The sequence below is a fragment of the Variovorax sp. J2P1-31 genome, assembly GCF_030317215.1.
Taxonomy (GTDB): domain Bacteria; phylum Pseudomonadota; class Gammaproteobacteria; order Burkholderiales; family Burkholderiaceae_C; genus Variovorax.
On the sequence record NZ_JASZYA010000001.1, the window covers coordinates 1483985 to 1497953 of the forward strand.

The 13969-nt window shown below is 70.0% G+C and carries 12 protein-coding genes; 1 reads left to right on the forward strand and 11 read right to left on the reverse strand.

Features of this window, described 5'->3' with window-relative positions; genetic code table 11:
* Positions 1–12: 12 nt before the first annotated feature.
* From QTI20_RS06835 to QTI20_RS06880, 10 genes are all read right to left on the reverse strand, one after another.
* Positions 13–777 (reverse strand): SDR family NAD(P)-dependent oxidoreductase, encoded by a 765-nt coding sequence (locus QTI20_RS06835; RefSeq protein ID WP_286549016.1) that lies wholly within the window; start codon positions 775–777, stop codon positions 13–15.
* Positions 774–1535 carry an SDR family NAD(P)-dependent oxidoreductase gene (locus tag QTI20_RS06840; protein WP_286549015.1) on the reverse strand — a complete coding sequence of 254 codons (762 nt, stop codon included), beginning with the start codon at positions 1533–1535 and terminating at the stop codon, positions 774–776. The genes QTI20_RS06835 and QTI20_RS06840 overlap by 4 nt, the downstream gene beginning before the upstream one ends.
* Before the next feature lie 115 nt (positions 1536–1650).
* Positions 1651–3138, reverse strand: a complete 1488-nt coding sequence (locus QTI20_RS06845) for an FGGY-family carbohydrate kinase (protein ID WP_286549014.1) — start codon at positions 3136–3138, stop codon at positions 1651–1653.
* Between the two features lie 20 nt (positions 3139–3158).
* Positions 3159–4052, reverse strand: coding sequence for an NAD(P)-dependent oxidoreductase (locus tag QTI20_RS06850; protein WP_286549012.1), 894 nt, complete (start codon positions 4050–4052; stop codon positions 3159–3161).
* Complete coding sequence (locus QTI20_RS06855; protein WP_286549011.1) at positions 4049–4702, reverse strand: dihydroxyacetone kinase subunit L; 654 nt, start codon at positions 4700–4702, stop codon at positions 4049–4051. The genes QTI20_RS06850 and QTI20_RS06855 overlap by 4 nt, the downstream gene beginning before the upstream one ends.
* A gap of 8 nt (positions 4703–4710) precedes the next feature.
* Complete coding sequence (locus tag QTI20_RS06860) at positions 4711–5718, reverse strand: dihydroxyacetone kinase subunit DhaK (protein ID WP_286549007.1); 1008 nt, start codon at positions 5716–5718, stop codon at positions 4711–4713.
* 40 nt (positions 5719–5758) lie between these two features.
* Positions 5759–6793, reverse strand: coding sequence for an ABC transporter permease (locus tag QTI20_RS06865; protein ID WP_503011356.1), 1035 nt, complete (start codon positions 6791–6793; stop codon positions 5759–5761).
* The gene (locus QTI20_RS06870; protein WP_286549006.1) at positions 6790–8397 is read right to left on the reverse strand and encodes a sugar ABC transporter ATP-binding protein; all 1608 of its coding nucleotides are present in this window, start codon (positions 8395–8397) and stop codon (positions 6790–6792) included. The genes QTI20_RS06865 and QTI20_RS06870 overlap by 4 nt, the downstream gene beginning before the upstream one ends.
* A gap of 82 nt (positions 8398–8479) precedes the next feature.
* Positions 8480–9478, reverse strand: a complete 999-nt coding sequence (locus QTI20_RS06875) for a substrate-binding domain-containing protein (protein ID WP_286549004.1) — start codon at positions 9476–9478, stop codon at positions 8480–8482.
* A 37-nt stretch (positions 9479–9515) separates the two neighbouring features.
* Entirely contained in the window at positions 9516–10544 is a 1029-nt protein-coding gene (locus QTI20_RS06880; RefSeq protein ID WP_183025783.1) for an ABC transporter permease, read from the reverse strand.
* A 247-nt stretch (positions 10545–10791) separates the two neighbouring features.
* Between QTI20_RS06880 and QTI20_RS06885 the strand changes: the two genes are divergently transcribed.
* Entirely contained in the window at positions 10792–11832 is a 1041-nt protein-coding gene (locus QTI20_RS06885) for a LacI family DNA-binding transcriptional regulator (RefSeq protein ID WP_286549001.1), read from the forward strand.
* 12 nt (positions 11833–11844) lie between these two features.
* Here the strand turns inward: QTI20_RS06885 and QTI20_RS06890 are convergent, their stop codons facing one another.
* Positions 11845–13758, reverse strand: coding sequence for a sigma-54-dependent Fis family transcriptional regulator (locus QTI20_RS06890; protein WP_286548999.1), 1914 nt, complete (start codon positions 13756–13758; stop codon positions 11845–11847).
* Positions 13759–13969 lie beyond the last annotated feature (211 nt).

A 13969-nucleotide genomic window follows, 5' to 3' on the forward strand; every position in this document is an offset into this window, starting at 1 on the left:
CCCATCGGGGGGTTACAACAATGACGCGCGGGTGCCGCCGTCGAGCACGTGCACGGCGCCATTGGAGAAGGCGGCGCGCGGCGAGGCCAGGAACACCGCCAGCTTCGCGACCTCCTCGGCCGTGCCGTAGCGGCCCTGCTTCTGTGCCACCAGCGCATCGAAGTCGGGCAGGCCCAGCATCTTTTCGAACTCGGCCTTGCGCGGCTTGACCATGTCGGTGTCGATGAAGCCCGGCAGGATCGCGTTGACCCGGATGTGGTGGGCGCGCAGCTCGACCGAGGCGGTCTGCGTGAGCGACACCACGCCGGCCTTGGCGGCCGCGTAGTGGCCGATCAGCGGCACGGCGGCCTGGGCGGTGATCGAGGCCATCGTGACGATCGCGCCGCCCCCCGCGGCGATCATGGCCGGCGCCGCATAGCGGATGCAGAGGAACACGCCGTCGAGGTTGACCGACAGCACCTCGCGCCATTGCGCATAGCTCATCTGCGCGAGCGGCACGACCGAGGCCACGCCGGCGTTGGGCACCATGATGTCGAGCCGGCCGTGCGCCTCGACCGCGGCCTCGACCAGCGCCTCGACCTCCAGCGGCTCGCGCACGTCGCAGGGCACGGCGATCGCGCCGGGCAGCGCATCGGCCACGCGCCGCGCCGCGGCCGGGTCGAGGTCCGACACCACGAGCTTCGCGCCCTGCGCCGCATAGGCGCGTGCCACGGCCTCGCCGAGGCCCCTGCCCGCGCCGGTGACGATCGCCACCTTGTCTTGGAGAAGATTTTTCATAGCAGGCTCGCGGACAGGCCGCCGTCCAGAACATAGTGGGAGCCGGTGGTCCAGCTGGCGTCGTCGGAGGCCAGGAAGGCCACCATCTCGGCGACTTCCAGCACGGTCCCCAGCCGCTGCTGCTTGAGCGCGACCAGCGTGTCCCAGGGCACGCCCACGGCCGCCTCGACGGTGGGCACCAGCCGGTCGACCATCGCGGTGCCGATGAAGCCGGGGCAGACCGCATTGATGCGCAGGCCGGTGGGCCGGAGCTCGACCGCCGCCACGCGGGTGAGCTGGATCACCGCCGCCTTCGACGCGCAGTAGGAGCCGAACAGCGGCGCGCCGCCGACGCCGGCCAGCGAGGACATGTTGACGATCGCGCCGCGGCCCGAGGCCACCAGCGCGCCGAGCGCGTGCTTCATGCCCAGGAACACGCCCTTGACGTTGATCGCCATCAGCCGGTCGAACTCTTCCTCGCTCTGTTCGAACAGCGGCTTGACGATCTCGATGCCGGCGTTGTTGACCAGCGTGTCGAGGCTGCCGAAGGCCGCCACGGTGGCGTCGACCGCGGCCTGCATGTCGGCCGCCGAGGTGACGTCGCAGCGCACCGCCCGGGCCTGGGGCCCGAGCGTGTCCGCCGCGCGCTGCGCGCCGGGCCCGTCGATGTCGGCGAGCATGACCTGTGCGCCGCGCTCGACGAACAGTTCGGCGATGGCCAGGCCGATGCCCTGCGCCGCGCCGGTGATGAGGGCCTTGCGGCCCTGCAGTTCTGGCATGGGTGTCTCCTTTGTTGTGCACCCATTGGAGCAAGGGGTGGTGCGCGCGGGCGCCCACAAAAAGGATGGAAATTCGCGCTGCAGTGCAGCAGAAACGCCGCGGCGTGGACTGGGCTCAGGCCTTCAGCGCATGCACGATGTCGCGGGTAGAGGTGTAGAGCTGCAGGTACAGCGCGAACAGCCGGTCGTAGGTGGCGCGCCGCGCCGGGTCGGGTGCGATCACACGCCCGGGCCGGACCCAGTCGCCGATCGCGTCGGCCGGCAGCAGCCCGGCCGCGCGGCCCGCCAGGAAGGCATCGCCATAGGCGGCGCCCAGCGTCACCTGCGGCACGATCTGCTCGACGCCCGCGATGTCCGAGATGATCTGCAGCCAGGTGTCGGAACTCGCGCCGCCGCCCACCGCCACCACGCGATCGACGCGCGCGCCGATCTGGGCGAAGGCCTCGAGGTTGTGCCGCACGCCGAAGCCCACGCCCTCGAGCAGCGCACGGAACATCTGGTCGCGGGTGTGCGAGAGCGTCAGGCCGACGATCATGCCGCTGGCGTCGGGGTCGTTGATCGGCGTGCGTTCGCCGCTGAAGTAGGGCAGGGCCAGCAGGCCGCCCGCGCCCGCGGGCACCTGCGCGGCGGCCGCGAACAGCGTGGCGTAGTCGCTCTGCGGCGAGAGTTCGTCCTTGAACCAGCGTGTGAGGCTGCCGGTGGTGCTCATGCCCGCGGCCAGCGCGTAGCTGCCGGGCGTGGCGCCGGCCACGGTCCAGACGCGCGGGTCGGGCGTGGGGCGGTCCTGCGTGAGCACGAAGAAGGTGGTGCTGCCGTGCATCAGCATCAGGTCGCCGGGCTGCACCGCGCCCACGCTGATGGCTTCGCTCAGCGCATCGATGGTGCCGAACGCGACCGGCGTGCCCGCGGCCAGGCCGGTGGCCTGCGCGGCTTCGGCGCCGACGGTGCCGGCCAGGTCCTCGGCCCAGCCCAGCTCGGGCAGCATGCCGATGGGGCAGACGCCTGCCGCGTGGCGCGCGTCCCAGTCGCCCGTCGCGGGGTTGTAGAGCGGCATGAAATGGCTGGCCGAATGCCGGTCCATGCACAGGCGCCCGGTCAGGCGGTAGACCAGGTAGGCGGTGGCGGATGTCAGCTTCGCGGTGCGTTGCCAGACCTCGGGTTCCTGCTGGCGCAGCCAGCGGATCTTCGGGCCGATGGCCTGGCTGCTGAGCTGCATCAGCGAGAAGGCGGCAATCGCCTCGGTGCCGATCTCTGCCTCGAGCTCGGCGATCTGTTGCGTGGCGCGCGTGTCGACGCCGTAGAGGATGCCGGGACGCAGCGGCTGCATCCGCGCATCGAGCGGCAGCAGGCAGGGGCCGATCGCGCTCACCGCCATCGCGGCGATGCGCCCCGCCGCCACGCCCGGGCGCGCGAGGAGCTCGCGGGCGAGCGCGCAGACGTCGTGCCACCAGACGCCGTCGGCGTCCTGCTCGACGTGGCCGGGCGCGGGCAGCGAGATGCCGTGCGCGATCACCGCGGTCTGCAGCACCCGGCCCGCGAGGTCGGTGAGGGCCGCCTTGCTGCTGTAGGTGCCGACGTCGATGCCGAGCAGGAGGTCCTTCATGCCGTGCCGCGCCTCGGGTCTCAGCGGGCCGACTGGGCCGGCGCGTTGCCGGCCATGAGCTCGAACAGCTTGAAGATGGCGGTGGCGTTGAGTTCGCCCCAGCCCAGGTTCTGCGCCACCTTGTTGAGCTCGTGCACCGTGTTCGAGAGCAGCACCGGCACGCCGATGGCTTCGGAGTGGTTGCGGATCAGCTCGGTGTCCTTGACCATGGTGCGCAGGTGGAAGGACACGCCGAAGTCGCCGTCGATCATCGAGCGGCCCGCGCCTTCGATGATGGGCGAGCGGAAGTCCGATTCGCCCCACAGCGTGATCAGCTGGTGGCAATCGAGCCCCGACTTGCGCGCCATCGCCAGCGATTCGGCCAGCGCGGCCAGCACCGAGGACACCAGGTGGTTGCCGCTGAGCTTGGCCGCGCAGCCCGCGCCCACCGGGCCCATGTGGTGCACCGTGGCGCCGATGGCCTGCAGCAGCGGCAGCGCGGCGGCCCAGCCGGCTTCGTCCGCGCCGGCCATGATCCAGAGGCCGCCCGAATGTGCCTCGGCCTTGCTGCCGTGCACCGGTGCGTCGACGAACAGCGCGTCCTGGGCCGCGAAGGCCTGTGCCACCTCGCGCGCGGTGGTCGGCAGCTGGGTGCTCATGTCGATGAAGACCTGGCCTGCGCGCGCATGGGCCAGCAGGCCGTCGGGGCCGTCGAGCATCTGGCGCAGGCCGGCCTCGTTCCACACCAGGATGATCACGTGCGTCGCGCCTTCGGCCGCTTCGCCGGGGGTCGCGCACCAGGTGGCGCCGGCCTGCACGAGTTCCTGTGCGTTGGTTTCGCTGCGGTTGTGGCAGCGCACCTCGTGGCCCTTGGCGAGCAGGGTCAGGCCGACGCCCGTGCCCATGACGCCGGTGCCGATGATGGCGATCTTCATGAGGAGCTTCCGGTGGGTGCGGCCGCGAAGGCGCGCAGGGTGTCGATGATCAGGACGCCGACCGTGGCGCCCGCGTCCTGCAGGCCCAGCGACTTCTCGGGGAAGCAGGCGGCCTTGCCGTGCTGGGCCACCATGGTCCGGGTGGCTTCCAGGCCGGCGGAGGCGGCCTGGGCGGCGGCATCGAGCGCCGGCGCGAGGGCCAAGCCCGCGGCGGCCGAGGCACGCAGCGAGGTCGCGATCGGGTCGAGCACGTCGAGCAGCGTCTTGTCGCCGCGCTTGGCCTTGCCGCGCTCGGCCACGCCGTCGTGGTAGGCGGTCCAGAAGGCCGCGATCTCGGCGGTGCCGATGCTCGGCGCATCGCCCACGGCCTTGCCGCCGCGCATGAAGCCGGTGGCGGTCAGCGTGCCCATGGTCGAGGGGGCGGCCTTGGCGATGGCCATGCCCGCGAGCTGCAGGGTCTTGCCGATCGGGTCGGTGGTGTTGGCCTTGACCGATTCCCAGGCGGCGTTGAAGCCCTTGTTCATCGTGATGCCCAGGTCGCTGTCGCCGACCTTGCCGTCGAGTTCGATCAGGAAGCTGCGTTGCGCGGTGAAGGTCTCGCTCAGGCGCTCGAAGAGGCCCGCGAGTTCGTTCTTTGCGATGGAGTCCATGGTGGGTTTCAGAGCTGTTGCTGGACGAAGAAGGGCGAGGACGCGGGCGCGGCGACCAGGCGCTTGAGCTCCTCGTCCATGCGCAACAGCGAGATCGAGGCGCCGGCCATTTCCATCGCGGTCGCGAATTCGCCGACATAGGCGTGGAACACCGAGACGCCGCGTTCCTTCAGGATCTGCGAGACCTTGCGGAACAGGATGTAGAGCTCTTCCTGCGGCGTCGCGCCCAGGCCGTTCACCAGCACCGTGACCTCGTCGCCGCTGGCCAGCGAGAGTTCGGCCAGCAGCGGGCGCATCATCTCCTCGACCACCTGGTCGGCCGATTGCAGCGGGCCGCGGCGGATGCCGGGTTCGCCGTGGATGCCCATGCCGATCTCCATTTCGTCCTCGCCCAGCGAGAAGGTCGCATGGCCGACCTCGGGCACGATGCAGGGGCTCAGGGCCACGCCCATGGTGCGGGTCTGGGCCTTGGCCTTCTCGGCCACGCGCTTGACCTCGTCCAGCGACATGCCCTCGGCGGCCGCCGCGCCCGCGGCCTTGTAGACGAAGAAGATGCCCGCGACGCCGCGGCGCTTGTGTTCCTCGCCCACCACGGACGAAGCGGCATCGTCGTTGCCCACCACCGACAGCACGCGGATGTCCTCGATCTCGGCCATCTCGGTCGCCATGTCGAAGTTCAGGATGTCGCCGGTGTAGTTGCCGTAGATGTAGAGCACGCCCGCGCCCTGGTCGATGGCCTTGGTGACCTCGAACATCTGGTCGGCGCTGGGCGACTGGAACACGCCGCCCACGGCCGCGCCGTCGAGCAGGCCGGCGCCCACGTAGCCCAGGAACAGCGGCAGGTGGCCCGAGCCGCCGCCGGTGGCCAGGCCGACCTTGCCCTGTGCGCGGGGCGTGGTCGCGACCAGGCAACGGCGGTCGTTGGCCACGAAGCCGACCTGCTTCGGGTGCGCGGCGTAGATGCCGTCGAGCATCTCGTCGACGAAGTCCTCGGCCTGGTTGAGGAATTTCTTCATGTGTGTTTCTCCTTGAGGGGGTGCGGGTGCGAAGGGAGGGTCAGCGGCGGCGGATCGCGAAGAAGGCGCCCGCGACCAGGATGAAGGCGCCGACCACGACGCGCTGCCAGGTGCTGGGGATGCCGGTCATGATCAGCACGTTGTTGATGGCCACGACCAGGAACACGCCCAGCAGCGTGCCGGTGACCGTGCCGGTGCCGCCGGTGATGCGCGCGCCGCCCAGCACCACGGCCGCGATCACGTCGATCTCCATGCCGACCAGGTCGAAGGGGTTGGCCAGCCGGTTGCTGCAGACGTGGATGATCCCGGCCAGGCCGGCCAGCGCGCCGGTGTAGGCGAAGATGAACAGGTGCACGGCGCGCAGGTTGTAGCCCAGGCGCTCGGCCACGGCGCGGCTGCCGCCGGTGGCGAAGATCGCGCGGCCCATCAGCGTCTTGTTGAGGATCCACCAGGTCAGGCCGGCCACGATCGGCAGCGCGAGGAAGAACACCGGCAGCACGGCGCGCGCGCCGTCGGTGCTGCGCTCGATCAGCGCGAGCTTGCCGAAGCTGTCCATCTGCTCGGGCAGCGAGGTGACCCAGACCGTGCCGATGAAGGTCAGCAGGAAGCCGCGGAACAGGTACTGCGTGCCGATGGTCACGATCAGCGAGGGCGCGCGCAGCGCGTGCACCAGGAAGCCGTTGATCAGCCCCAGCAGCCCGCCGCCCAGCGCGGCCGCGAGGAACACCAGCACCAGCGGCGCGCCGGGGAAGCAGGTGACGATGAGCTGCGTCACCGAGTACATCGACAGCGCGGCGATGGCGGTGAAGGACACGTCGATGCCGCCAGCGGCCAGGATCACGAACACGCCCAGCGCGAACAAGCCGATCACCACGCTGGAGCGCGCGATGTCGAACAGCGACGAGGCCTGGAAGAAGCTGGGGTTGATGGCGCCGACCACGGCGCAGAGGCAGACCAGCAGGAACAGCGTGAACAGCTCGGGCCGGCGCTCGAGGCGGCGCTTGAGCCGGTCGCCCCGGGACAGGTCGGGCGCGACGGCGGTGGGGGCGGGCACGACGGTGCTGGGGGCGTTCAAGACAAAGTCTCCTCGGGGGTCTTGTGCGATGCCGCGGGCGCGCCGCTGGCGGTCATGGCGTCGTAGAGCGCTTCCTCGCGCGCGCTCGCGGCGTCGAAGCTGGCGGCGACCTCGCCGTGGCGCATGACCAGGATGCGGTCGCAGTTCTGCAGCAGTTCGGGCAGGTCGTCGCTGATCACGATCAGCGCCATGCCCTTCTCGGCCAGCGCCTGGATCGCGCGGTAGATGGTGTCCTTCGAGCCGATGTCGACGCCGACGGTCGGGCCGTGCAGCACCAAGAGGCGCGGCGCGATCGTGAGCCAGCGGCCGATCAGCACGCGCTGCTGGTTGCCGCCCGACAGCGACTGCACCGGCAGGTCGACATTCGGCGTGGCGATGCGCAGCTCGTCGACCAGGCCCTGCGCGATGCCGCGCGCCTTGCGCTGGTCGAGCAGGCCCAGGCGGCTGCGCAGCCGGTCGAGCACCAGCGCCACCATGTTCGAGAGGATGGGCTTGTCGAGGAACAGGCCTTCGGCCAGCCGGTCCTCGGGCACGTAGCCGATGCCATGGTCGATGGCGTCGGAGGGCTGCGCGAGGTGCACCGTCTGGCCGTCGAGCCGCATCGTGCCGGCGGTGGCCGCGAGCACGCCCGCGATCGCCAGGCCCAGCTCGTTGCGGCCCGAGTCCATCAGGCCGGTGATGCCCAGCACCTCGCCGCGCGCCAGCGACAGCTCGACGCCGCGGAACTGCTCGCCACGGCCGAAGCCCTCGAGGCGCAGCAGTTCGGTGTCGGTCGGCCGGCCGGTGCGGTAGCGGCTGCCGTCGATGGTCTTGCCGGTCATGAGCTGGCTCAGGTCGGTCTTGCTGTAGTCGCGGATCGGCCCCTGCGCCACGCACTGGCCGTCGCGGAACACGATGGCCTGGCCGCCGATGCGGTAGCACTCGTCGAGCTTGTGGGTGACGAACAGCACGGCCACGTGGTCGCGCTGCAGGCCCGCGACCACGCGCACCAGGTTGTCGACCTCGCGCCGCGTCAGCGAGGTGGTGGGCTCGTCCATGATGACCAGCTTGGCCTGGGTGGCGATGGCGCGCGCGATGGCCACCAGCTGGCGCACCGCCAGCGGCAGGTCGGCCACCACGGTGTCGAGGAAGGCGTCGGTGCTCGGCAGGTCGACCGCCTGCAGCGCGCGGCGCGCGGTCGCGTGCAGCGCGGCAGGGTCGAGCCGGCGCGCGAGGCGGCCGTTGGCGCGCACCAGTTGTTCGGACAGGGCGACGTTCTCGGCCACCGTCAGGTTGGGAATCAGGGAGAGGTCCTGGTAGACCGTCTCGATGCCGGCGGCCAGCGAGGTGATCGGCGTGAGCGCGGCGTGGTCGACGCCCTCGAGCCGGATCGTGCCCTCGTCGGGCGGCTGGGCGCCGGAGATGATCTTGATGATCGTGCTCTTGCCGCAGCCGTTCTCGCCCAGCAGGTGGTAGATCTCGCCGCGCTCGATCGAGAAGGCGACGCCGCGCAGCGCGTGCACGCCGCCGAAGCGTTTGTGGATGCCGCGGACTTCCAGGAAGGCGGGGGCGGGCGTCGACCCGCGCGCGCTGGGGGCGTCGGGCCGGTTCTGGACGGCAGGCATGCGGGAACCTCGGGGCGGGTGCGTGAAGAGAAGCGGAAAGCGCGGCACAGGGGCCCGGCCGGGCCCCTGTTCAGGCTTCAGGTCAGAACATGTAGGGCTTGTAGGTGGCCTTGTCGACGATCACCATGGCGTTGCCGGTCAGCAGCAGGCCCTTGCCCGGACCCTTGGTCACGCGCACCTTCTCGTAGCCCTTGACGCCCAGGTCGATGCCGTCGGTTAGCGGCTTCTTCTCGAGCAGCAGCATCGCGGCCTTGTTCATCGCGATGCCGGCGTCCTTCGGGTCCCAGAAGCCGATCGCGCTGATGGCGCCCGACTCGAGCAGCTTGGCCGAGGGGTTGGGCAGGCCGGTGCCGACCAGGCAGACCTTGCCCTGCAGGCCGGCTTCCTCGATCGCGCGCCCGATGCCCAGCACGTCGTTGCCGGCCGAGCTCTGGAAGCCCTTGAGGTCGGGGTGCTTGCGCAGGATTTCCTTGGCCTTCTCGTAGGTCTTGTTGGCGTCGTCGAAGGATTCGTTCTTCGCGTCGACCAGCGTCATGCCCGCGTACTTCTTGGCGTTCTGCGCGCCGGCATCGACCCATTGCAGGTGGGTGCGGCTGCCCAGCGAGCCGACGAAGGAGGTCCACTTGCCCTTCTGGCCCATGCAGGCAGCGAGCTTCTCGTTCAAGGCGGTGCCGTAGGCGGCGTTGTCGAAGGCCTCGATGTTGGCGTTGGTGTTCTTCTGGTTGTCGGCCTCGTGCGTCACGACGACGATGCCGCGGTCCATCGCGCGCTTGAGCACGCCTTCGATCACCGCCGGGTCCATCGGGACCACGGCCAGCGCGTTCACCTTGCGCGCCACCAGGTCGTCGATGATCTTCAGCTGCTGCGCCGCATCGGAGGTCGCGGGGCCGCTCTGGCTGGCCACCACGCTGGGCGTGTTGGCGGCGAATTCCTTCACGCCGACGTCCATGCGGTTGAACCATGGGATGCCGGCGATCTTCACGACGGTCGCGATGACCGGCTTGTCCTGTGCATTGAGCACGCCGACGCTGGCGAGGAGGGCGGCACCGATCAACGATGTCTTGACGTAGGTGATCTTCATGTTGTCTGTCTCCAATGGATGGGAAAAAGGAAAGCCCTCAGGACGGATGCTTCGGCGCAGGAGGGAGCTGCGACGACGAGGTGCCGGCGCGACCCGGCAGCCGGAACAGGCTGCCGATGTCGTAGCGACCGATGGCCAGGAAGACGAGCAGCAGCAGGCCCCAGGCGCAGTCGCGGAAGAAGTTGGAGAGGTCGGCGAAATTCAGCATGCTGGAGAGCAGCTGCAGCGCGGTGGCCGACAGGAACAGGCAGGTCATGCGGCCGTAGCCGCCTTCGGGCTTCACGCCGGCCATCACCGTGATCAGGATCGCGATCAGCAGGTAGGACTGGCCGTAGTCCCACTTGACGTTCACGTTGCGCGAGGCGATCAGCACGCCCGCCACGCCGGCCAGCGTGCCGGCCAGGCCGTAGGTGGTGAGCAGCAGCCGGGTCTGCGCGAAGCCCGCGTAGCGCGCGGCCTTGGGGTTGGTGCCCATGAGGAACAGCCGGATGCCGAAGGGGCTGAACTTGAGCGTGGCGCCGATCAGCAGCGTGATCGCGCAGAAGATCAGGAAGGAGATCGGCACGCCCAGCAGCAGGCCGCTGCCGATTTCCATCAGCGGATCGGCGCTGCCCACGCGCACCGAGGGGCCGCCCGACAGCGCCACCGCCAGGCCTGTGAACAGCAGCTGCGTGCCCAGCGTGCACAGGATGGGCGTGAGGCCGAGCTTGGCGATCAGCAGGCCGTTGAACAGGCCGCCGAGGAGCCCAACGATAATCGCCGCCGCGGCGAAAGCCACGGTGAAGAGCATGGGCGAGTCGTCGGCCGAGACGTAGGCCGACACCAGCATGGCGGAGCAGACGCCCGCGAGGTTGGCGAGTGCGATGCCCGAGAGGTCGATGCCGCCGTTGCCCGCGCTCATGGCCAGCATCACGCCGATGGCGAGCAGGCCGAGTTCGGGCAGTTGGCCGGCCATCGACTGCAGGTTGTACGGATCGACGAAGGCGCCGCGCGACATGGCGGCGCCACCGATCAGCACCGCCACGTTGATGGCCAGCAGGAACAGCAGCTGAGGATCGCGCTTCATCTTCTAGTTCAGTAAAAATCTTGTCGAATTTTAGTGAACTGAATCTCGCGTCGGAAGCTGAAATTCCTAGGGCAAACCCGTATTCATGGCTTGCGGAATGGCGGCGCTACGCCGCGAATTGCGGTCTTTCCAGAGTGCATACCCTGATGCTTGTACGCAGTTGTTTCCGAGAATCTGCTCTAAAATTTACTAAACGTTCACTTCCGATGGCGCCCCACGCATCGGACCCAGCCAAGGCCACGATCCCATGTCGTCCACAGTCAAGGACATCGCCCGCATCGCGGAGGTCTCCGCCGCCACCGTCTCCCTCGTCATGAACGGCAAGGGCGGCATTTCCGAGGAGACGCGCGCGCGCGTGCTGGCCGCCGCCTCGACCCTCAACTACACGCCGCGCCCGCCCAAGGGCGCGAAGGGCGCCAAGCCGGCCCGCGTGGGCACCTTGCGCTTCCTCAAGATCGCGAAGCACGGCCACACGGTGAACCGCGACCACAACACCTTCATCTCCGACTACATCGACGGCATGTCGCTGCAGGCCAGCGAGTACGGCTACAAGCTGGAAGTGGTGAGCCACGAGGGCCAGCCGGTCGAGGACATCGTGGCCTCGCTGGCCGACACCGCGCTGGCCGGCGTGGTGGTGCTGGGCACCGAGCTCACCGAAGCGGACATCCTGCTGTTCCAGGGCTGCGGCATTCCGCTGGTGGTGATCGACACCTTCCACGACGTGCTGGAGTGCAACTTCGTCAACATGAACAACGGCGACGCGGTCTACAAGGTGCTGTCGCACCTGGCCGAGCGCGGCTTTCGGCACATCGGCTTCATCGCGAGCAATGTGCAGACGGCGAATTTCCGGATGCGGCGCGATGCCTTCGTCGACGGCATGAAGCGCCTGGGCCTGGGCTTCAGCCCGCGCGACATCGTGACGGTGGACTCGACCTACGACGGCGCCTACCAGGACATGCTGGCCAAGCTCAAGAGCGGCTTCGCGGTGCCCGAGTGCTATGTCTGCACCAACGACATCATCACCTACGGCTGCATCAAGGCGCTGCGCGAATTCAACATCCGGATCCCGCAGGACCTGTCGCTGGTCGGCTTCGACAACCTGCCGATGAGCGCCACGATGGACCCGCCGCTCACCACCATCGACGTGTCCAAGCGCAAGATCGGCAACCTCGCGATCACCGTGCTCGACGAGCAGATCCGCGCGCCCGAGGGCCAGCCCGCGGTGAAGATCCTGGTCGGCGCCAACCTCGTGGTGCGCGACAGCGTGGCCTCGCGCGCGGGCAACTGAGAAGCCGGGCGCTCAGCGCCTATCCTGCTGCTGCTGCTGCTGCTGCTGCTGCTGCTGCTGCTGCTGCTGCTGTCGGCGCAGATGGCGGTAGAGGGTGCTGCGGTGCAGGCCCAGCCGCGCCGCCGCCTGCGCGACATTGCCGCCGGCCGCGTGCAGCGCCGCGCGGATCTGCTGCTGCGTCAGGTCGGCCAGGGGCGGGGGCTGCGATTGCACTTCGTCATGCTCCGGCAGGAGCGCCGTTGCCCCGGTCGCGGCCTCGCCGATGCGCGCCGGCAGCATATCGATGCCGATCTCGGTGTCGGGGTCGGCGAGCGCGGTCAGCGTGCGCAGCACCGCCAGCAGTTCGCGCACGTTGCCGGGCCAGGGGAAGGCGCACAGCGCCGCCAGCGCCTCGTCGGCCAGCGTGAGCCGCTTCGCATCGCCGCCGGTTTCGGCGAACAGCCGGCGGATCAGCGTGCGCCGGTCGCCGCGCTCGCGCAGGCTTGGCAGCCGCGCTTCGTAACCGTTCACGCGGAACATCAGGTCGGCGCGGAAGCGGCCCGAGGCCGCGAGCGCGGCCAGGTCGCAATGGGTGGCGCAGACCAGCTGGAAGTCGACCGGCGTGGCGCGACCGCCGCCCAGCGGCATCACGGTCTTGTCTTCCAGCACGCGCAGCAGCCGGGTCTGCAGCAGCAGCGGCATGTCGCCGATCTCGTCGAGCATCAGCGTGCCGCCGTGGGCCTCGCGAATGCGCCCGACCGTGCCCTGGCGGCGCGCGCCGGTGAAGGCGCCCTCGTCGTAGCCGAAGAGCTCGGCCTCGATCAGGCTGTCGGGCAGGGCGGCGCAGTTCACCACCACCAGCGGGCCCGCGCGGCGCCGGCTCGCCGCATGCAGGCGGCGGGCGAACACCTCCTTGCCCGCGCCGGTCTCGCCCGTGACCAGCACCGCCACGCCCGCATCGATGACCTTGACCGCCTGCTGCAAGGCGCGCGCCACGGCGGCGTCTTCGGGGGCCTCGGCCGCCGCGGGCGGCGGTGAGGACGCCGGCCTCGCGGGGCGGTTGGGCCGGGCCTGGCGGCTCAGCACGATGCGTTGCCCGCCGGGCAGCGTCAGGGCCGCGGTGCCGCCGCCCGCGCCATGCCAGCGCCGGCCCAGCAGCTGTTCGACCGGCTGGTCGAGCACCGCGCGCCACGACAGGCCCAGCAGGCCCAGGGCGATCCGGTTGGCGGCCACCACGCGGCCGTCCTCGACCGTGAGCAGGCCCTCGCGCGAACTGCCCAGCACCGCGGCGTTGGCGTGGAAGCGCACCGTGTCGCCGGCCGCGCGCGCCAGCATCATCCGGTGCTCGATCTGCTGCGAGGCCATGCGCACCAGGCCCAGCGTGTGGCCGTCGATGCGGATCGCGTCGCCCGAGATGTCGAGCACGCCCGCGATCTCGCCGCGGCCGGTGAAGATCGGCGCGGCGGCGCAGCCGAGCCCGCCGTGGCCCGAGAGGAAATGTTCGCCGCCCAGCACCGCCAGCGGCTGGCGCTCGACCAGCACGGTGCCGATGGCGTTGGTGCCGCAGCGCTGCTCGGACCAGTCCACGCCCGGCAGCAGCGCCACGCGCTGGGCCTTGGGCAGGAAGTCGGGGCTGCCGATCTCGTCGAGGATCACGCCGGCCGCGTCGGTGACGATCACCACGCAGCCGTGGCCGATCGCATGCTCGGCCAGCGCATCGAGCTCGGGCTGCGCGCTCTCCAGCAGCAGGCGCGACGCCTCCTTGCGCTCGGCCAGCTCGGCGGCGCCCAGCGGCGTGGCCTCCATGGCCCAGACGCCGGCGCCACGCGATCGGGTCCAGGAGCGCGAGATGTGGGGCGCCAGCCCGTCGCCCGGCACATGGCCCTGGTTGAAGAACAGCTCGCGGGCCCGCTCGGTCCGCTGGACCAGCCCCGTTGCATCCGACATGGTGTCTCCTTTGTCGCCGCCTGTCGCGCGATGCGACATGTTCGTTCGACTATGTCGCAGTTCGCGACGCGAGGCAATGCGCTTGCCCCCGCGGATCATGCGTCATCGTGCGCTGCGCGAGAGGAGAGGGGCGCGTGTGCGTGGCGCGGCGGCACGCTAGGGATAGTCCCTAGATCACGCGGTACGGGCTTTGCAAGCGATGGGTCACCGC

Coding starts and splice junctions, on each gene's coding strand:
- QTI20_RS06850 (WP_286549012.1), bottom strand. CDS start 4,052: ATGAAGATCGCCATCATCGGCACCGGCGTCATGGGCACGGGCGTCGGC.
- QTI20_RS06845 (WP_286549014.1), bottom strand. CDS start 3,138: ATGAAGGACCTCCTGCTCGGCATCGACGTCGGCACCTACAGCAGCAAG.
- QTI20_RS06880 (WP_183025783.1), bottom strand. CDS start 10,544: ATGAAGCGCGATCCTCAGCTGCTGTTCCTGCTGGCCATCAACGTGGCG.
- QTI20_RS06875 (WP_286549004.1), bottom strand. CDS start 9,478: ATGAAGATCACCTACGTCAAGACATCGTTGATCGGTGCCGCCCTCCTC.
- QTI20_RS06885 (WP_286549001.1), top strand. CDS start 10,792: ATGTCGTCCACAGTCAAGGACATCGCCCGCATCGCGGAGGTCTCCGCC.
- QTI20_RS06860 (WP_286549007.1), bottom strand. CDS start 5,718: ATGAAGAAATTCCTCAACCAGGCCGAGGACTTCGTCGACGAGATGCTC.
- QTI20_RS06870 (WP_286549006.1), bottom strand. CDS start 8,397: ATGCCTGCCGTCCAGAACCGGCCCGACGCCCCCAGCGCGCGCGGGTCG.
- QTI20_RS06855 (WP_286549011.1), bottom strand. CDS start 4,702: ATGGACTCCATCGCAAAGAACGAACTCGCGGGCCTCTTCGAGCGCCTG.
- QTI20_RS06890 (WP_286548999.1), bottom strand. CDS start 13,758: ATGTCGGATGCAACGGGGCTGGTCCAGCGGACCGAGCGGGCCCGCGAG.
- QTI20_RS06840 (WP_286549015.1), bottom strand. CDS start 1,535: ATGCCAGAACTGCAGGGCCGCAAGGCCCTCATCACCGGCGCGGCGCAG.
- QTI20_RS06835 (WP_286549016.1), bottom strand. CDS start 777: ATGAAAAATCTTCTCCAAGACAAGGTGGCGATCGTCACCGGCGCGGGC.